This window comes from Pseudomonas sp. 22072 (assembly GCF_052046095.1).
Taxonomy (GTDB): domain Bacteria; phylum Pseudomonadota; class Gammaproteobacteria; order Pseudomonadales; family Pseudomonadaceae; genus Aquipseudomonas; species Aquipseudomonas paracarnis.
The window spans coordinates 132408-150263 of the sequence record NZ_JBQEQE010000008.1 but is presented as its reverse complement, the minus strand read 5'-3'; the positions used below and the strand labels follow the sequence as shown (position 1 = coordinate 150263).

14 protein-coding genes are annotated in these 17856 nt (G+C 59.9%); 9 read left to right on the top strand and 5 right to left on the bottom strand.

Going from position 1 to position 17856, the window contains the following annotated elements:
* Window positions 1–70: 70 nt before the first annotated feature.
* The 3 genes from ACTJLA_RS11015 to aceK all read right to left on the bottom strand — a co-directional run bounded on the left by ACTJLA_RS11015 (window position 71) and on the right by aceK (window position 7258).
* Window positions 71–1192, bottom strand: a complete 1122-nt coding sequence (locus tag ACTJLA_RS11015; protein WP_034128411.1) for a beta-ketoacyl-ACP synthase III — start codon at window positions 1190–1192, stop codon at window positions 71–73.
* A 312-nt stretch (window positions 1193–1504) separates the two neighbouring features.
* Complete coding sequence (hrpA, locus tag ACTJLA_RS11010; protein WP_314546996.1) at window positions 1505–5416, bottom strand: ATP-dependent RNA helicase HrpA; 3912 nt, start codon at window positions 5414–5416, stop codon at window positions 1505–1507.
* Between the two features lie 132 nt (window positions 5417–5548).
* Window positions 5549–7258 (bottom strand): bifunctional isocitrate dehydrogenase kinase/phosphatase, encoded by a 1710-nt coding sequence (aceK, locus tag ACTJLA_RS11005; RefSeq protein ID WP_034128409.1) that lies wholly within the window; start codon window positions 7256–7258, stop codon window positions 5549–5551.
* A 161-nt stretch (window positions 7259–7419) separates the two neighbouring features.
* Between aceK and ACTJLA_RS11000 the strand changes: the two genes are divergently transcribed.
* Window positions 7420–8304, top strand: a complete 885-nt coding sequence (locus ACTJLA_RS11000; RefSeq protein WP_054921761.1) for a DMT family transporter — start codon at window positions 7420–7422, stop codon at window positions 8302–8304.
* Window positions 8305–8434: 130 nt separating this feature from the next.
* Here the strand turns inward: ACTJLA_RS11000 and ACTJLA_RS10995 are convergent, their stop codons facing one another.
* Window positions 8435–9295, bottom strand: a complete 861-nt coding sequence (locus ACTJLA_RS10995) for a DMT family transporter (protein ID WP_054921759.1) — start codon at window positions 9293–9295, stop codon at window positions 8435–8437.
* 421 nt (window positions 9296–9716) lie between these two features.
* Between ACTJLA_RS10995 and ACTJLA_RS10990 the strand changes: the two genes are divergently transcribed.
* From ACTJLA_RS10990 to ACTJLA_RS10975, 4 genes are all read left to right on the top strand, one after another.
* Window positions 9717–10508 (top strand): CPBP family intramembrane glutamic endopeptidase, encoded by a 792-nt coding sequence (locus ACTJLA_RS10990; RefSeq protein ID WP_127881111.1) that lies wholly within the window; start codon window positions 9717–9719, stop codon window positions 10506–10508.
* Between the two features lie 216 nt (window positions 10509–10724).
* Window positions 10725–12290, top strand: a complete 1566-nt coding sequence (locus ACTJLA_RS10985; protein ID WP_034128405.1) for a methyl-accepting chemotaxis protein — start codon at window positions 10725–10727, stop codon at window positions 12288–12290.
* 163 nt (window positions 12291–12453) lie between these two features.
* Window positions 12454–13302, top strand: coding sequence for a hypothetical protein (locus ACTJLA_RS10980; protein ID WP_314546987.1), 849 nt, complete (start codon window positions 12454–12456; stop codon window positions 13300–13302).
* Between the two features lie 85 nt (window positions 13303–13387).
* Window positions 13388–13834, top strand: coding sequence for a hypothetical protein (locus ACTJLA_RS10975; protein ID WP_314546984.1), 447 nt, complete (start codon window positions 13388–13390; stop codon window positions 13832–13834).
* A gap of 43 nt (window positions 13835–13877) precedes the next feature.
* On the opposite strand, the gene ACTJLA_RS10970 is transcribed toward ACTJLA_RS10975, so the two are convergent.
* Window positions 13878–14564 (bottom strand): alpha/beta family hydrolase, encoded by a 687-nt coding sequence (locus ACTJLA_RS10970; RefSeq protein ID WP_313042547.1) that lies wholly within the window; start codon window positions 14562–14564, stop codon window positions 13878–13880.
* Between the two features lie 79 nt (window positions 14565–14643).
* Between ACTJLA_RS10970 and ccoN the strand changes: the two genes are divergently transcribed.
* The 4 genes from ccoN to ccoP are packed head-to-tail and all read left to right on the top strand — an operon-like array spanning window position 14644 to window position 17835.
* Window positions 14644–16068: a cytochrome-c oxidase, cbb3-type subunit I gene (gene ccoN / locus ACTJLA_RS10965; protein WP_034128402.1), complete on the top strand. Its 1425-nt coding sequence runs from the start codon at window positions 14644–14646 to the stop codon at window positions 16066–16068.
* Between the two features lie 10 nt (window positions 16069–16078).
* Window positions 16079–16687: a cytochrome-c oxidase, cbb3-type subunit II gene (ccoO, locus tag ACTJLA_RS10960; protein WP_003193159.1), complete on the top strand. Its 609-nt coding sequence runs from the start codon at window positions 16079–16081 to the stop codon at window positions 16685–16687.
* Between the two features lie 3 nt (window positions 16688–16690).
* A complete protein-coding gene (locus tag ACTJLA_RS10955; RefSeq protein ID WP_003193161.1) occupies window positions 16691–16891 on the top strand; it encodes a cbb3-type cytochrome oxidase subunit 3 in 201 nt (66 codons plus the stop codon).
* Window positions 16888–17835 (top strand): cytochrome-c oxidase, cbb3-type subunit III, encoded by a 948-nt coding sequence (gene ccoP / locus ACTJLA_RS10950; RefSeq protein WP_314546977.1) that lies wholly within the window; start codon window positions 16888–16890, stop codon window positions 17833–17835. The genes ACTJLA_RS10955 and ccoP overlap by 4 nt, the downstream gene beginning before the upstream one ends.
* Window positions 17836–17856: the final 21 nt, after the last annotated feature.

Sequence of the window (17856 nt, the reverse complement as noted above, 5' to 3'; positions counted from 1 at the left end):
TTCAGGCACACCGAGCCGACGCCTTCGCAGGCAAGCCAGCTCCCACAGTTGATCGCGTCCGGCCACACACTCAGCGTTTGCGCAGGATCACACTGCCAATCGAATACCCGGCGCCAAAGGAGCTGAGTACGGCAACCGCGCCCTTGGGCAGGTCATCCTGATAAGTGTGAAACGCAATCACCGAGCCGGCCGAGCTGGTATTGGCGTAAGTATCGAGGATCACCGGCGCTTCTTCCACCGATGCCTCGCGCCCCAGCAATTTTTTCACGATCAAGTGATTCATGCTCAGGTTGGCCTGGTGCAGCCAGAAACGCTTCACATCAGTGACACTCAGCTGGTTTTCTGCCAAGTGCTCGCCGATCAATTCGGCCACCATCGGGCAAACATCGCGGAATACCTTGCGGCCTTCCTGCACGAACAGCTTGTCGGGGGCGCCGATGCCCTCTTCCGCCGTGCGGTTGAGAAAGCCGAAGTTGTTGCGAATGTTGTTGGAAAACTTGGTCAGCAGCTTGGTGCTCACCACATCGAACTGATGTTCGGACGTCGCCAGGTCAGCACGCTCGAGGATCACCGCCGTGGCGGCATCACCGAAGATGAAATGGCTGTCACGGTCACGAAAGTTCAGGTGGCCGGTGCAGACTTCCGGGTTGACCATCAGGATCGCCCGGGCCTGGCCCAACTGGATGCTGTTGGCCGCGTTCTGGATGCCGAAGGTGGCCGAGGAACACGCCACGTTCATGTCGAAGCCGAAACCCTGGATACCCAAGGCTTCCTGGACTTCAATGGCGATCGCCGGGTAGGCACGTTGCAGGTTGGAGCAGGCGACAATCACGCCATCAATGTCGGCGGCGGTCTTGCCGGCGCGCTGCAGGGCTTGTTCGGCGGCACCGATGGCCATCTGGCAAAGCACCGACCATTCGTCGTTGCTGCGCTCGGGCAGGCGCGGCGCCATGCGCTGCGGATCGAGGATGCCGTCTTTGTCCATCACAAAACGGCTCTTGATGCCGGATGCCTTTTCGATGAATGCCGCGCTCGACTCGGTCAGCGCCTGCACCTCGCCACGTTCGATAGCGGCGGCGTTGTCGGCGTTGAACTGTTGTACGTAGGCATTGAAAGACTGCACCAGCTCTTCGTTGGAGATGCTGTTGGCCGGGGTGTACAGGCCGGTGCCGCTGATGACGACGTTATGCACGGTCGTTCCTCTAAATCTGTCAGGCAGAAGATATTGGTACCGTCGTACCAAACTGTAAGTCGTTTGATTCCGTCCAGCAGGCATCAAACTGGCAACGCTTTATCTAATCTTGTAACCGCGAAGTTTGCCACAACGCCGGTGATTTGGCGCCATATGCCAGACAAACATCCAATTGTGGGAGGGGTTTGTCCTCATACCTGTAGGAGCGAGCTTGCTCGCGAAAAACTCACAGGCGCCGCGTTTATTCAGGAGAGCCGCGTTATCGTTGACGTTTTTCGCGAGCAAGCTCGCTCCTACAAGTGGGCCAGGGGTTCAGGGCTCTACCTGACTCCACTGCTTGCTCAAGCGCTTATCGGAAATCGGCACTTTGGTGCCCAACTGCTGAGCAAACAGCGACACCCGGTATTCCTCCAGCCACCAGCGGTATAGCTCCAACTGCGGGTCGCGCTTGCCTTCCTGGGTGTGTTTGTTCAGGCGGTTCTGGTACTGCGCCCACAGGCCGCCCAATTCGCTGCTCCACACGCGGTCCTTTTGCACCTGGCTCGGCAGTTTTTCCAGGCGCAGTTCAATGGCCTTGAGGAAACGCGGCAGTTCCTTGAACCACTGGGCCGGGGTTTCCCGCACAAAACCTGGATACACCAGGTTGCTCAGTTGCTGTTTGATATCGTTCAAGGCCACGGCCTGGGCCAGGTCGATCTTGCCTTTGAAGCGTTTTTGCAGGCCGTGCCAGAGCTTCAGCACTTCCAGGGTCAGGCGCGCCAAGCGTTCGGCGTGCTCAGTCCAACCGCCGCGCTTGCGTTCAGCCAAGGCTGCCAGGCCAGCGCCGTCCCGTGGCAGGCTATCTTCGCCTTCAAGTACGCAGGTATCGAGGCTGGCCAACAGGATGTCTTCCACCAGCGCGTCGATACGCCCCAGTTCACGGTACATCAGGCCCAGCTCGGTCAAGCCCGGCAATTTACCGCGCAGGAATTTCGCCGGTTCCGCCAATTGCTGCATCAGCAGGCGCTGCAAGGCGCGACGGTGCTGGAACTCGGCTTCGGCGGCGGTCGAGAAGCGCCCCTCCTTGACCGTGCCGTTCTCTTCCACCAGTGCCGGGTACACTGTCATCGATAGGCCGGCGATGTTCTGCTGGGTCTTTTCCGCCACCGCCGCAAACACCTTGGCCTCTACCGGCTGCTGGCTTTTCGCGGTTTGCGGCACGGCCAAGGCCGCCTGGCTGGCTTCGGCGAACCGTGCGGTGAGCTCGGCCAAGTCACGGCCTTCGCCGAGGAACTTGCCCTGGCCGTCGACCACTTCCAGGTTCATCTTCAGGTGGTTTTCCACCTGTTGCGCCGCCTCGGCCCACGCCTCATCGCTGACCCGCGCACCGGTCATGCGCAGCAATTCACGCCCCAGCGCCTGGGGCAGAGAGCCCTGGCCGAATTCGATACGTTGCAGCGCAGCCTTGACGAAGTCCGGCACCGGCACGAAGTTTTTGCGCAGCGCCTTGGGCAAGTTGCGCACCAGAGCGATGCACTTGGCTTCGATCAACCCCGGCACCAGCCACTCCAGGCGCTCGGCTGGCAACGCCGGCAACAACGGCGCCGGCACCCGCAGGGTCACGCCGTCACGGGGGTGGTTGGGTTCGAAGTGGTAACTCAAGGCCAGGGCCAGGTCGCCCAGGTGCAAGGTGTCCGGGTAATGCGCGGCGGTGACTTCACTGGCCTCGCGGGCCAGCACGTCTTCTTCACGCATGATCAACAGTTGCGGGTCTTTCTGGCTGTTGACCTTATACCAACTGTCAAAGGTGGCGGTCTGGTGAATCTCTGCGGGCAGGCGCGCATCGTAAAAGGCGTACAGGGTTTCTTCGTCGGCCAGGATGTCGCGACGGCGGGCCTTGGCTTCCAGCTCGTCGAGTTGCTCCAGCAGTTTCTGGTTGGCCGTCAGGCACTTGGCACGGGACTGAATCTCGCCGCGCACCAGGCCTTCACGAATAAACAACTCACGGGACACCACCGGGTCAATCGGCCCGTAATGCACCGGCCGGCGCCCGACCACGATCAGCCCGAACAGGGTGATCTGCTCAAAGGCCACCACCTGGCCGCGCTTCTTCTCCCAATGGGGTTCGAAGTGGTTTTTCTTGATCAGATGCCCGGCCAGCGGCTCGATCCAGTCGGCGTCGATTTTCGCCACCATGCGTGCATAGAGCTTGGTGGTTTCCACCAGTTCGGCGGTCATCAGCCATTGCGGGCGCTTCTTGCCGATGCCCGAAGACGGGTGAATCCAGAAGCGACGCTGGCGCGCGCCGAGGTAATCGCCGTCTTCGGTCTTCTGGCCGATCTGGCTGAGCAAGCCGGACAGTACCGCTTTATGCAGCTTCGGATAGTCCGCGGGCTCTTTGTTGAGGCTCAGCTGCATGTCGCGGCAGATCAGGCTCAATTGACGATGGGAGTCGCGCCACTCGCGCAGGCGCAAGTAGTTGAGGAAGTTTTTGCGGCACCAGTTGCGCAACGGGCTGGCGGTCAGTTCCTGGCGCTGCTCCTCGAAACCGCGCCACAGGTTGACCAGCCCGGCGAAGTCCGAATCCGGGTCTTTCCACTGTGCGTGGGCCTGGTCGGCCGCTTGTTGACGCTCCGGTGGGCGCTCGCGCGGGTCCTGGATCGACATGGCGCTGGCGACGATCAACACTTCCTGCAAACTGCCCAGCTTGGCCGCTTCCAGCAACATGCGGCCCATGCGCGGGTCCACCGGCAAGCGGGCAAGCTGGCGGCCCAACGGCGTGAGCTGGCTGTTGCGGTCTACCGCCGAGAGTTCTTGCAGCAGGTTGAAACCGTCGCTGATGGCCTTGCCATCCGGCGGTTCGATAAACGGGAAATCGGTGATCTCGCCCAGGCGCAGGTGCAGCATCTGCAGGATCACAGCAGCGAGGTTGGTGCGCAGGATCTCCGGGTCGGTAAATTCCGGGCGCCCGATAAAGTCTTCTTCGCTGTACAAGCGCACGCAAATACCCGGCTCAACCCGGCCGCAACGGCCTTTACGCTGGTTGGCGCTGGCCTGGGAAATCGCCTCGATGGGCAAACGCTGCACTTTGGCGCGGTAGCTGTAGCGACTGATGCGCGCCGTACCGCTGTCGATCACGTAGCGAATGCCCGGCACGGTCAGCGAGGTTTCCGCGACGTTGGTCGCCAGTACCACGCGCCGGCCCGGGTGGGACTGGAAAATGCGCTGCTGCTCGGCCGGCGACAGCCGTGCGTACAACGGCAAAATCTCGGTGTGCTTGAGCTGGGCCTTGCGCAGCATGTCGGCCGCGTCACGAATCTCGCGCTCGCCGGGCAGGAACACCAATACGTCGCCAGGACTGCGCCGTTCGCTGCGCTCATAGGTGGCGATTTCATCGAGGGTGGCAAGGATCGCCTGGTCGACGGTCAGGTCGTCCTCGACGCGGTTGCCCTCCTCGTCCTGTTCCAGGGTGAGTGGGCGATACCAGGTGTCCACCGGGAAGGTACGGCCCGACACCTCGACAATCGGCGCATCGTCGAAGTGCTTGGAAAAGCGCTCCAGGTCGATGGTGGCCGAGGTGATGATGACTTTCAGGTCGGGGCGACGCGGCAACAGGGTCTTGAGGTAGCCGAGCAGGAAATCGATGTTCAGGCTGCGTTCGTGGGCTTCGTCGACGATGATCGTGTCGTAGCGCTCGAGGTAGCGGTCGTTCTGGGTTTCGGCCAGCAGGATGCCGTCGGTCATCAGCTTGATCAGGGTGTTGGAGTCACTCTGGTCTTCGAAGCGCACTTGGTAACCGACCAGCGCACCCAATGGCGTGGCCAGCTCTTCAGCGACGCGGCTGGCGACACTGCGCGCCGCGATCCGGCGCGGCTGGGTGTGGCCGATCAGGCCGAACTGGCCACGGCCGATTTCCAGGCAGATTTTCGGCAACTGCGTGGTTTTACCCGAGCCGGTTTCACCGGCGATGATCAGTACCTGGTGCTTGTTCAGCGCGTCCTTGATCTCATCGCGCTTGGCGGCAATCGGCAGGCTGTCGTCGTAGCGAATCACCGGCAGGCTGGCGCGCCGCGCCGTGACCTGCGCGCACGATGCCTGCATGCGCGCCACCCACTGCGCCAACTTGTCCTCGTCGGGCTTCTTGCGCAGCTCAAGCAACTGCCGGCGCAAGCGGTGGCGGTCGGCGAGCATGGCGTGATCGAGGGTTTTGAGCAGTTGGTCGATGGTGGGTGCTTGGTCAGTCATCAGGTGCGTTTGGGTCGTCTATTTATGCAGGGGGCGGATTGTCGCAGAAAAGCAGCTGCTAGCGGCAAGCTTCAAGCAGCAAGTAAGGGCAGACCTGCTTTCACTTGCCCCTTGCAGCTTGCAGCTTGCAGCTTATGGCTGCTCTTTCCTCTTATAAGGGAACACGTCGATCACCTTGCCGGCACGAATCGCGTCCTGCAGGCCTTTCCAGTAGTCAGCGTTGTACAACTCGCCATGCAGCTCATCGAACAACCGGCGCTGCCCGGCGTCGGCAAACAGGAACGGCGGGAACTCTTCGGGGAACACATCCAGCGGGCCGATGGAATACCAGGGCTCGGAGGCCATTTCATCCTCGGGGGTGCGCGGCGCGGGAATATGGCGGAAGTTGGCTTCGGTGAGAAAGCAGATTTCGTCGTAGTCGTAGAACACCACGCGGCCGTGGCGGGTGACGCCAAAGTTCTTCAGCAACATGTCGCCGGGGAAGATATTCGCCGCCGCCAGTTGCTTGATCGCCAGGCCGTAATCCTCCAATGCTTCGCGCACCTGGGCGGGGTTGGCGTTGTCGAGGTAGAGGTTGAGCGGGGTCATGCGTCGCTCGGTCCAGCAGTGGCGGATGAGCACGGTGTCGCCCTCCACTTCGACGGTACCGGCGGCGACTTCCAGCAGCTCGGCCAGGCACTCGGGCTCGAACTTGCTCAAGGGGAAGCGGAAGTCGGCGAACTCCTGGGTGTCGGCCATGCGCCCTACCCGGTCGACGCTTTTCACCAGGCGGTACTTTTCGATCACCGTGGCGCGGTTGACGTTTTTTGACGGCGAGAAGCGGTCCTTGATGATCTTGAACACCGTATTGAAACCCGGCAGCGTGAACACGCTCATGACCATGCCGCGCACGCCGGGGGCCATGATGAACTGGTCGTCAGTGGTGGCCAGGTGGTTGATCAGCGCGCGGTAGAACTCGGATTTGCCGTGCTTGTAGAAACCGATGGAGGTGTACAACTCGGCAATGTGCTTGCCCGGCAGGATGCGCTTGAGAAAGCCGATGAATTCCGCTGGCACGGGCACGTCGACCATGAAATAGGAACGGGTGAACGAGAAGATGATCGACACATCGGCTTCGTCGGTGATCAACGCATCGATCTGGATGCCACGCCCTTCGCGGTGCAGCAGCGGAATCACCAACGGCCATTGTTCGTCGCGGGTGTAGATGCGCCCCACGAGGTAGGCGCCTTTGTTGCGATACAGCACCGAGGAAAACAACTCGACCTTGAGGTCCGGGTCCTTGCATACCCAATCCGGCAGGTTTTCCCGCAACTGGGCTTCGAGGCGGCGCAGGTCGGCGGGCAGGTCGGCGTAGGGCTCGCTGAAGCTGTAGTCAGAGAAGACCTGCGCCAGCATGTCCGCTATTTTACCGGCCGGCGTGTAGATACGGGTTTGCGCCGCCCGCGCCCGGCGCAGGCTAGGCCGAGTGGTGTGGATGAACATGCAGCCGTCACTGATCAGGTCATGGCTGAACAGGCCGCAGAAGATCGAGTTGTACCAGGTCTCCGACAGCTCATCGTCAAAGCGCAGGTCGATCAAACCGATATAAGCGCTTTTTACCAAGGGCCACTGGCCGATGTCCTGCAATCCAGCAGGGTCGAAACTGGCGCGCAGACGGGTAGTCACCTCAGCGACTTTCTCCTCATAGAGATTGATGCGCGCCGCCGACGCGGCCTGCCCCTGCTGCCACTGGGCCTTCTCGAAACGCTCACGGGCGCCATCGGTGATCTGGCGGAAGTGCTCACGGTAATCGTCGAAACCGTCGAGGATCATCCGGGCGATAGCGAGGGCGGACTGCGACATGCGGGAAACCTCGAACGGGTATCTGGAAGCCCAGAGCTTAGCCAGTGAACCGAGGCAGGAGAAGAATGATTTTGCACGGGGGCAAACTGACTGCAATTAGCCATTGTGCCGACCTGCCCGCTGGGCAACACTTCTGCGCCCGATTGGCATAGGAGTTTTCCGTGAGACCTGTTGACACCCTGTATCTGCTGGGGCTGGCTGCCATCTGGGGCGCGAGTTTCCTGTTCATGCGCATCATCGCGCCGGAAATCGGCACGGTGCCCACCGCGTTTTTCCGCGTGTCGATTGCCGCCGCGGGCTTATTGGTGATCCTGGCGATGCTGCGCGTGAACTGGGATTTCCAGGGCAAGTTCAAGACGGTCCTGCTGCTGGGCGTGATCAACTCGGGGATTCCCGCGACGATGTACTCGGTGGCGGCGCAGGTACTGCCGGCGGGTTATTCGGCGATTTTCAACGCCACTACACCGCTGATGGGTGTGCTGATCGGCGGGTTGTTTTTCAGCGAACGCCTGACGCCGGCAAAAATAGCGGGTGTGGCCTTGGGTCTGCTTGGTGTTGCCGTGCTCACCCGCGCAGGGCCGGTGGCATTTGATCTGGAACTGTTAATAGGCGCATTAGCATGCCTGCTGGCGACCACCTGCTATGGCTTCGCCGGTTTCCTGGCGCGACGCTGGCTGGATCAGCGCGGCGGGTTGGACAGTCGTCTCTCTGCCTTGGGCAGTATGCTGGGTGCTACGTTGTTTTTGCTGCCGTTCTTCGCCTTCAGCGCCATCACCCAGCCACCGGCGAGTTGGGGCGGCTGGCAGGTGTGGGTGTCGCTGCTCGGATTGGGGCTGGTATGTACGGCGTTCGCCTACATCCTGTACTTCCGCCTGCTGTCATCCATCGGCCCGGTCAAGTCAATGACCGTGACCTTCATGATTCCGCCGTTCGGCGTGTTGTGGGGGGCGTTGTTGTTGGATGAACCGCTGTCCATGGCTCATCTGTATGGTGGTGTATTGATTGCCGGGGCGTTGTGGTTGGTGTTGCGCCCGCAAAAACTGTAGGAGCGCCCCTGTGGCGAGGGAGCTTGCTCCCGCTCGACTGCGTAGCAGTCGCAAGCTCCTGGGGGCGCTTCGCACCCCAGCGCAAGCAAGCTTGCTCGCCACCGCTAGCTCGCTCCTACAGGGGTGGTTTCTAGCTCTTACGGAACACGAAGACCAAGCCGACGATGATCAACGCCATTCCCAGCACGCTCAACAGCGCCAGGCGGTTACCGAAGATCAGGTAGTCCATCACCGCGGTCACCGCCGGCACCAGATAGAACAAACTGGTGACATTCACCAGGTTGCCGCGGGCAATCAGCCGATACAGCAACAGCGTCGCCAGCACCGACACCACCAAGCCCATCCACAGCACCGGCAGGTAAAAGCCTGCACTGTGCTCGAAGTGGAACGGCTGGAACGGCACGAACACTCCGCACAGCAACAGCCCGGCCAAGTATTGCAGTGGCAGCGTGCCCAAAGGATTGTCGGTGATGCGCTTTTGCATGATCGAGCCAAACGTCATGCTCGCCAGCGCCAGCAGCCCGAACAGCATCCCCGCCAGGGACATGCCCGCCAACCCGATGCCCTGGTACACCACCATGATCAAGCCAGCCAACCCCAACCCCAGGCCGAACAGCCGGCGCCAGGAGCGTTGGCGCTCCATCAGTACCACGGTGAGGATCGGCTGCACACCCATGATGGTCGCCATCACCCCAGGGGTGACGTTGAGGTCCAGGGCCAGCAGATAGAAAATCTGATAGGCCCCCAGCAAGACCAGGCCCGTCGCCGCCGCATACAGCAGCGGCTTGCCGGGACGTGGCAGCTTCAACTTGAGGAGCGGGACCAGCACTACCAACCCCATCAGGGCGATGGCAAACCGGATCAACAGAAAGGCAAAGGGCGACGCATGGGCCAGGCCCAACTTGGAGAAGATCGCCCCGCTGCTCCACAGCAAGACAAACACGCTCGTCGAGGCCGCCGCGGCCACGGATTGTTTCGAAAGCACAGACATGGTTACCACCTGTTATCAGGCAAAAAAGCCGACTCAGTAAAAAACTGAATTTCAGTAGGTTTTTTCAGGCAGGCACGGGCAACAGCGAATTGCTGATCAGCCCGAAATGCCAACACCCGGCGGTGATACGACTGCGTACACCGGCGTGCTACTGACAGGTGGGGGGTAATGACTGATCTGCGCAGGCTGCTTGCCACGGCACGGCACGACCACGGCGTTGACCGCTGAATCGACTACCGCTATGCGCTGGGAAGCTGGCATGTGCTGATCTTTTTGAAGGGATATAAAGACGCGACGACTATAACCAGCCGCAAACATACTTTGCAATCCTTTCCCCATTGCCTTGTACATGGAGGCGTTTTCATGCCCTGGAACCTGGCCACTCGCTATAATGCCGCCCGGATTTTTCGAAGGATTTCACATGATTGCTTTGCCCTGGCTGTACCTCACCCTACTTTCCATTGGCTATGTCGTGGCTTTGATCTACGGCCAACTGGGCGTACTGGCGGCGGTCTCCATCGCACTGCTGCTGGTGGCCGGGTACGCCGTGCGCCAGCAACGCAACCCTTGGGCACGCTACTTGGGCCAAGGCTTGTTTATCGTACTGGCCCTGGGCCTGGTGATGCACTGGCTGCCGGGTTTCTATAACGGCCGCGGTATTGCGCCCCAGCGTTTAACTCCGGACTCAGTGCCCTTCTCGATGTACCTGAACCAGGACAAGCCCCTGATAGGCTTCTGGCTGTTGCTGGCCTGCCCGTGGATTGTGGCGCGACGCTCATTGCGCCTGTCGATCTGCGTCACCGCCCTGGCACTGACCCTGACCGCCATCGTCGCACTGGGTGGTGCCGCACTGATGGGAATGATCAGTTGGGCACCGAAATGGCCGGACCAGGCATGGCTGTGGGTACTCAATAACCTGCTGCTGGTGACGCTGGTGGAAGAAGCGCTGTTTCGTGGCTATGTTCAGGGCGGCCTGAGCCAACGTTTCAAGCACTTGCCCTACGGCGAGAACATCGCGCTGCTGCTGGCCTCGCTGTTATTCGGCCTGATGCATTGTGGTGCGGGTTGGCAATGGGTGACGCTGGCCAGTATTGCCGGGGTCGGTTACGGCCTGGCGTATCGCTTTGGCGGGCTCGGCGCAGCGATTGCCACGCATTTTGGCTTGAATCTGCTGCACTTCGGCTTGTTCACCTACCCAATGCTGGCCAGCTAAGCCTGCCCGACTGTAAGAACGAGCTGTTGTGGCGACGGAGCTTGCTCCCGCTCCGGTGCGTAGCGCCCGCAAGTTGTTTGGGGCCGCTTCGCAGCCCAGCGGGAGCAAGCTCCCTCGCCACAGTCGGCACTCTGCTCCCAGGATTGTTGCAAAAATAAGTTAAATAAATGCCCAGCATGGCCGATAACCCCTGAAAGCCTTGCGGATTGAACAATCATGCGTAATAACCAACCCGTTACCCAGCGCGAACGTACCTTCCCTGCTCAGCAACGGTTGATCTCCACCACAGATGCCAAGGGTGTCATTACCTACTGCAACGACGCGTTTGTCGAAATCAGTGGGTTCACCCGCGACGAACTGGTCCGTGCTCCGCACAACCTGGTGCGTCACCCGGATGTGCCCTCGGCGGTGTTCGCACACATGTGGTCCACGCTCAAACAAGGCTTGCCATGGATGGGCATTGTCAAGAATCGCTGCAAGACCGGCGACCACTACTGGGTTAACGCCTATGTAACACCGGTATTCGACGGTAACCAGGTGATCGGCTACGAATCGGTGCGCATCAAGCCCACCGCCGAGCAGATCCGCCGGGCCGAGGCGCTTTATCAACGCATCAACCAGGGCAAGTCGGCGATTCCCCAGCGCGACAAATGGCTGCCGGTGCTGCAGGACTGGCTGCCGTTTATCCTGGTCAGCCAACTGAGCTTCATGATCGGCGCCACCCTCACCTCCCAGTGGGGCTTTGCCTTGGCGGCAGCGTTGTCCGTGCCGTTGGGCCTGCTGGGGCTGAGCTGGCAACAGCGCGGCCTCAAGCGCTTGCTGCGCCTGGCCGAGCAGACCACGTCCGACCCGCTGATTGCGCAGATGTACACCGACAGCCGTGGCGCCCAGGCCCGACTGGAAATGTCGATTCTCAGCCAGGAAGCGCGTCTGAAGACCTGCCTGACCCGCTTGCAGGACACTGCCGAGCACCTCAACGATCAGGCGGCACAGTCCAACACCCTGGCGCACAGCAGCTCCAGCGGCCTGGAACGTCAGCGTGTGGAAACCGAACAGGTGGCCACCGCCGTCAACCAGATGGCTGCAACCACCCAGGAAGTCGCCAGCCACGTGCAGCGCACCGCCGACGCCACCCAGGAAGCCAACCGCCTGACCGGTCGCGGCCGCGATATCGCCGGGGAAACCCGCGAGGCGATTCAGCGGCTTTCGGCCGCCGTTGGCGAGACCGGCGTGACCGTCACTCAACTGGCCAAGGACAGCGATGAAATTGGCGGCGTTGTCGATGTAATCAAGGGCATCGCCGACCAGACCAACTTGCTGGCACTCAACGCCGCTATCGAAGCCGCGCGTGCCGGTGAGATGGGCCGTGGTTTTGCGGTGGTCGCCGATGAAGTGCGCCAACTGGCGCAGCGTACGGCCGAATCCACCGGGCAGATCCATGCCCTGATCGCCAAGCTGCAACACACGGCGGCCGCGGCCGTGCAAACCATGGACGCCGGGCACCGCCAGGCCGAAGAAGGTGTGGCGCGGGTGATGGAAGCGGACCAGGCATTGGTGGGTATCAGCGAGGCGGTGGCCAATATCACCGACATGACCACCCAGATTGCCGCGGCCACCGAAGAGCAAAGCGCCGTGGCCGAGGAGATCAGCCGTAACATCAGCACTATTGCGCTGTTGGCAGACCAGACCTCAGAGCAGGCGATGAACTCGGCGCAGTTGAGTGAAGAACTGACTCATACGGCGAATACTCAGTACTCGCTGGTGGAGCGTTTTAACCGGTAGAACTTCAAGGGCTCACTTTCTCCAACAAGTGAGCCCCTTGCAGATGGCTATCACTCATCATCTTTTTATCACCAAGCATTCTATAAAACTGTCAATTCTCACAGTTAACCTTTGAACGCCTCCCTCCTTATAGTGTGAACCTGTCAAACAGGAGCACACCGTCATGTCCCGGTCTACCGACTCAAATAGCGCCCTGCATCCCTTCCCAAAAACCATGGGGCGTGTGCAATGGACTGAAAAATCATCGAACAACGAAAGAACATTGGAAGGCTGGGCTCTCCCACTGCACCTATCCGAATACAATAATCAGTATTGGGTCAAGTTGACGCTCCAGTCCCCAGACACTCAACAATCACTGTTACTGAAAATACCTTGTGACTCCACAAGCACATCACCTAACAAATCAATCAAGCAAAACCCGGAAGCCTTCGCCCACCTGTACATTCAAGGTGCAAACAATAACGCACCTGAAACGGAAGAACGTATTAAACCTGTCGGCGACATTGAAGTAACCGTTGACGAAAGCACAGGGAACACAACGCTGAATTTCGAAGGTTCTTTCACTGACACAGCGTCGGAATTACGCGAAATAAAATGCTGCTGTGAGTGGCCTGGAACTACCCTTGACACACAACATTCGGTCTTTAAGTGGACAGAAGGACAAACTCAATACAAAACGGAGGGCTGGTTGGCCTACTCCAATTCAAGCAAGGCATGGTATCTGACCAGCGAGGAGGGAGAATGGGGTACGCCTCAATACCGTGAGTGGGCTATTTTTATTTACTGCGACGATGAAAATGAACAGATCATCGATGAAACATTTAAAAACGGTGATGAGAAATCGAATTTTTACTATGCTCCCTTCGGCGGTGGCACCTATGAAGACGAATACAATGTAACGCTTACACTGACTCAGCAGCCGTTGCGCTGCGAAGCCACCTTTAAAAATAAAATCCGCGACCGTGTAGACATGACTAACGGCACGTTTATGCCTATAAAAGACTGCCCGTAGCCACATCATTTTCACGGATACTCGTACAGTGAGACCTCAACCCCCTGACAAACTTAAACCCACCCCGATATAAAGGAGCTTAATAATGTCAACCGACCTCTACTCCTTGGAAGATCACGAAAACCCCACGTCTAAAAATACGTTTACGTGGATTAAATGCAACGAAAGTACATCTGCGCAAAAAGTGTATTTTTACCACAACAAAGATAAAACGCAATGGACTATCGAAGGATTAATAGGATCTTATAAGGATAGGAACCTGCTGGGTTATCATTTCAGGATCCCTTATGAAGAAGGGGATATAACTAAAACCTATAACCTCACAAGTGAATTTGGAGCTTACCACTCCACCGACTCTCCAGGTCATGAAGTTGATACTTACACAGCTGAGGAGGCCGAAGTAACGATTACCATCAATACGCTTACCGAAAGAGCAACAGGTTCTTTCAAAGCAATCTTTAGAGAACAGTCGGCCCACATGAATGTTACAGGTGATTTCGAAATGTACTATATTCAAAAAGAATACCTTTAAAAAAACTCATCACCTTTGCAACACCCAACCTCCTCACAAAGCGTCAGGCGAGAAAACCTGACGCTTTGATGGCCGCCGCCTCCAAATGCTGCTCATGACTGAACCCCGACGCCTTCAACGGCTTCAAATCATGATCCCCCGCCACCAGCCACATCACCTCAATGCTCGGCGATAACGCATACCCCTCCACCCCCGCTCGATTGCCCAAGGCATCACGCTCGCCCTGCACAATCAAGGTGGGCGTCGTAAGCGCAGCCAAGTGCTCCACCCGGGGCTTCTCTGGCTTGCCAACCGCATAAAACGGATAGCCCAGGCACACCAACCCATCGGCGCCCAATTCATCGGCCAACAAACTGGCCATGCGCCCGCCCATGGACTTGCCGCCAATCGCCAGTTTCCCAGCGACATGACGTCGCACCTGGGCATACACCTCACGCCACGCCTCCAGCAGTTTCGGCGCCGGATTCGGCGGGCGCTTGCCCCCGTCCAAGCGGCGCTGGGCCATGTACGGGAACTCGAAGCGCAACACGTTCACGCCATGCCCGGCAAGGCGTGCAGCCATGTCGTTCATGAATGCCGAGTCCATCGGTGCGCCAGCGCCGTGGGCCAGGATCAACGTGACCGGCTTATCCGAAGTCGTGCCCGTGGCGACATCCCACAACCAGCCATGTTCCCGTACACACTGCGCCCATTGATCCCCGTCAATACTGGCCTTGTGCTCTTTGCCCATGCTTGCCTCGCTTTTTAGTCTGCCTATAACTCCAGCCCAAGTGCCGCACTTGCTTGGGTTGAACCGTGGATGGGGAACCATGAACACTACTTTAAGTACCGCCTATAACTACAAGGTGGTCCGCCAATTCGCCATTATGACGGTGGTGTGGGGCATCGTCGGCATGGGGCTCGGGGTTTTTCTCGCGGCCCAATTGGTTTGGCCTGCGCTCAACTTCGATTTGCCCTGGACCAGCTTCGGCCGTCTGCGCCCATTGCACACCAATGCGGTGATTTTCGCGTTCGGTGGCTGTGCGCTGTTCGCCAGCTCCTTTTACTCGGTGCAACGCACCTGCCAGACGCAGCTGTTCGCGCCGAAAGTCGCCGCGTTCTGCTTCTGGGGCTGGCAGCTTGTGATCCTGCTGGCCGCCATCAGCCTGCCACTGGGCTACACCAGCTCAAAGGAATACGCCGAGCTGGAATGGCCGATCGACATCCTGATCACCATCGTCTGGGTCGCCTACGCCATCGTGTTCTTCGGCACGATCATGAAACGCAAGACCAAGCACATCTATGTGGGTAACTGGTTCTTCGGCGCGTTCATCATCACCGTGGCCATTTTGCATATCGTCAATAACCTGGAAATCCCGGTCAGCCTGACCAAGTCCTACTCGCTGTACGGCGGTGCGACGGATGCCATGGTGCAGTGGTGGTATGGGCACAACGCGGTAGGCTTTTTCCTGACTGCGGGTTTTCTGGGGATGATGTACTACTTCGTGCCCAAGCAGGCCGAACGCCCGGTGTATTCCTATCGATTGTCGATTGTGCACTTCTGGGCGCTGATCACCCTGTACATCTGGGCCGGCCCGCACCACTTGCACTACACCGCCTTGCCGGACTGGGCGCAGTCCCTGGGCATGGTGATGTCACTGGTGCTGCTGGCGCCAAGCTGGGGCGGCATGATCAACGGCATGATGACCCTCTCGGGTGCCTGGCATAAGTTGCGCAGCGACCCGATCCTGCGCTTCCTCGTCGTCTCCCTGGCCTTCTACGGCATGTCGACCTTCGAAGGCCCGATGATGGCGATCAAGACCGTCAACGCCCTCTCCCACTACACCGACTGGACCATCGGCCACGTACACGCCGGGGCGCTGGGCTGGGTGGCGATGATCTCCATCGGCGCGCTGTACCACATGATCCCGAAAGTCTTCGGTCGCGAGCAGATGTACAGCCTCGGCCTGATCAACGCGCACTTCTGGCTGGCCACCATCGGCACCGTGCTCTACATCGCCTCGATGTGGGTCAACGGCATCGCCCAGGGCCTGATGTGGCGTGCGGTCAACGAAGACGGCACCCTCACCTACTCCTTCGTCGAGACCCTGGTGGCCAGCCACCCAGGCTTCATCGTGCGTCTGGTGGGCGGTGCGATCTTCCTCAGCGGCATGTTCCTGATGGCTTACAACACATGGCGCACCGTGCGTTCGGCGCAACCTGCCGAAGTCACCGCTGCCGCGCAGATGGCCTGAGGAGTCGATGATGAAACACGAAACGATTGAAAAGAACGTCGGCCTGTTGATGTTGCTGATGGTGCTCGCCGTGAGCATCGGTGGCCTGACGCAGATCGTCCCGCTGTTCTTCCAGGACGTGACCAACAAACCGGTCGAAGGCATGAAGCCCTACACCGCGCTGCAACTGGAAGGCCGCGACATCTACATCCGCGAAGGCTGCGTGCAGTGCCACTCGCAGATGATCCGCCCGTTCCGCGCCGAGACCGAGCGCTACGGCCACTACTCGGTGGCTGGCGAAAGCGTGTGGGACCACCCGTTCCTGTGGGGCTCCAAGCGTACCGGGCCGGACCTGGCCCGCGTCGGCGCGCGCTACTCGGACGACTGGCACCGCGCGCACTTGTACAACCCGCGCAACGTGGTGCCGGAGTCGAAAATGCCGGCCTACCCCTGGCTGGTCACCGCCGCCGTCGACAGCAGCCACACCGAGACCAAGTTGAAAGTGATGCGCACCCTCGGCGTGCCGTACACCGACGACGACATCAATGGCGCCGTCGCCAGCCTCAAGGGCAAGACCGAGATGGACGCGCTGGTTTCCTACCTGCAAGTGCTCGGCACTGCCATCAAGAGCAAGAGGTGAGCCATGGGATTTGAATTCGATGCGGGCACCATCCGCGGCCTTGGCACGCTGGTGGTCGCCATCGCCTTTATCGGCCTGTCGCTGTGGGTGTTCAACAACCGCCGCAACGCGGAATTCGAGCAGGCCCGCCTGCTGCCGTTTGCCGATGAACCTTCCCCACCCGACGCTCAAGCAGAGCCAGCCACAAGGAGCACTCGGCCATGACTACGTTTTGGAGTACATGGATCTGCGTATTGACCCTGGGCAGCCTGATCGGCCTGACCTGGCTGTTGGTCGGCACCCGCAAGGGCGAAACCAAGGGCAGCGTCGACCAGACCATGGGCCACGCCTTCGACGGTATCGAGGAATACGACAACCCGCTGCCCCAGTGGTGGTTTATGTTGTTCGCCGGCACCCTGGTGTTTGCCGTCGGCTACCTGATCCTCTACCCGGGCCTGGGCAACTGGAAAGGCGTACTGCCGGGCTATGAAGACGGCTGGACCCAGACCAAGGAATGGGACAAGGAAATGGCCAAGGCCGACGCCAGGTTCGGGCCGATCTTCGCCAAGTTCGCGGCCATGCCGGTGGAAGAAGTCGCCAAGGACCCGCAAGCGTTGAAGATGGGCGGTCGCCTGTTTGCCTCCAACTGTGCGGTGTGCCACGGCTCGGACGCCAAGGGCGCCTATGGCTTCCCCAACCTGGCCGACAACAACTGGCGCTGGGGCGGTTCGGCCGAGGCCATCAAGGCCACCATCCTGAACGGTCGCCACGCGGCGATGCCGGCCTGGGGTGAAATGCTGGGCGAGGACGGGGTGAAGAACGTCGCCGCCTACGTGCGTCACGACCTGGCCAAGCTGCCGTTGCCCGCCGACAACACCGCCGACCTGGCCGCCGGGCAAGCCGCCTTCAGCACCACTTGCGTGGCGTGTCATGGTCCGCAAGGTCACGGCGTGGAAGCCATGGGTGCGCCCAACCTGACCGAGCCTGCGGGCTTTATCTACGGCACCAGCCTGGCGCAGTTGCAGCAGACCATCCGCCATGGTCGCCAGGGCCAGATGCCGGCTCAGGACGTGCTGCAAGGCAATGACAAGGTGCACTTGCTGGCGGCTTACGTGTACAGCCTGTCCCATAACGCTGAAGGCGCAACGCCAGACAGCCAACCGCAGTAAAAGCTCTACCTGTGGCGAGGG

Coding starts and splice junctions, on each gene's coding strand:
- ACTJLA_RS10955 (WP_003193161.1), top strand. CDS start 16,691: ATGGGATTTGAATTCGATGCGGGCACCATCCGCGGCCTTGGCACGCTG.
- ACTJLA_RS10995 (WP_054921759.1), bottom strand. CDS start 9,295: ATGTCTGTGCTTTCGAAACAATCCGTGGCCGCGGCGGCCTCGACGAGC.
- ccoO (WP_003193159.1), top strand. CDS start 16,079: ATGAAACACGAAACGATTGAAAAGAACGTCGGCCTGTTGATGTTGCTG.
- ccoP (WP_314546977.1), top strand. CDS start 16,888: ATGACTACGTTTTGGAGTACATGGATCTGCGTATTGACCCTGGGCAGC.
- ccoN (WP_034128402.1), top strand. CDS start 14,644: ATGAACACTACTTTAAGTACCGCCTATAACTACAAGGTGGTCCGCCAA.
- ACTJLA_RS10980 (WP_314546987.1), top strand. CDS start 12,454: ATGTCCCGGTCTACCGACTCAAATAGCGCCCTGCATCCCTTCCCAAAA.
- ACTJLA_RS10985 (WP_034128405.1), top strand. CDS start 10,725: ATGCGTAATAACCAACCCGTTACCCAGCGCGAACGTACCTTCCCTGCT.
- aceK (WP_034128409.1), bottom strand. CDS start 7,258: ATGTCGCAGTCCGCCCTCGCTATCGCCCGGATGATCCTCGACGGTTTC.
- ACTJLA_RS10990 (WP_127881111.1), top strand. CDS start 9,717: ATGATTGCTTTGCCCTGGCTGTACCTCACCCTACTTTCCATTGGCTAT.
- hrpA (WP_314546996.1), bottom strand. CDS start 5,416: ATGACTGACCAAGCACCCACCATCGACCAACTGCTCAAAACCCTCGAT.
- ACTJLA_RS10970 (WP_313042547.1), bottom strand. CDS start 14,564: ATGGGCAAAGAGCACAAGGCCAGTATTGACGGGGATCAATGGGCGCAG.
- ACTJLA_RS10975 (WP_314546984.1), top strand. CDS start 13,388: ATGTCAACCGACCTCTACTCCTTGGAAGATCACGAAAACCCCACGTCT.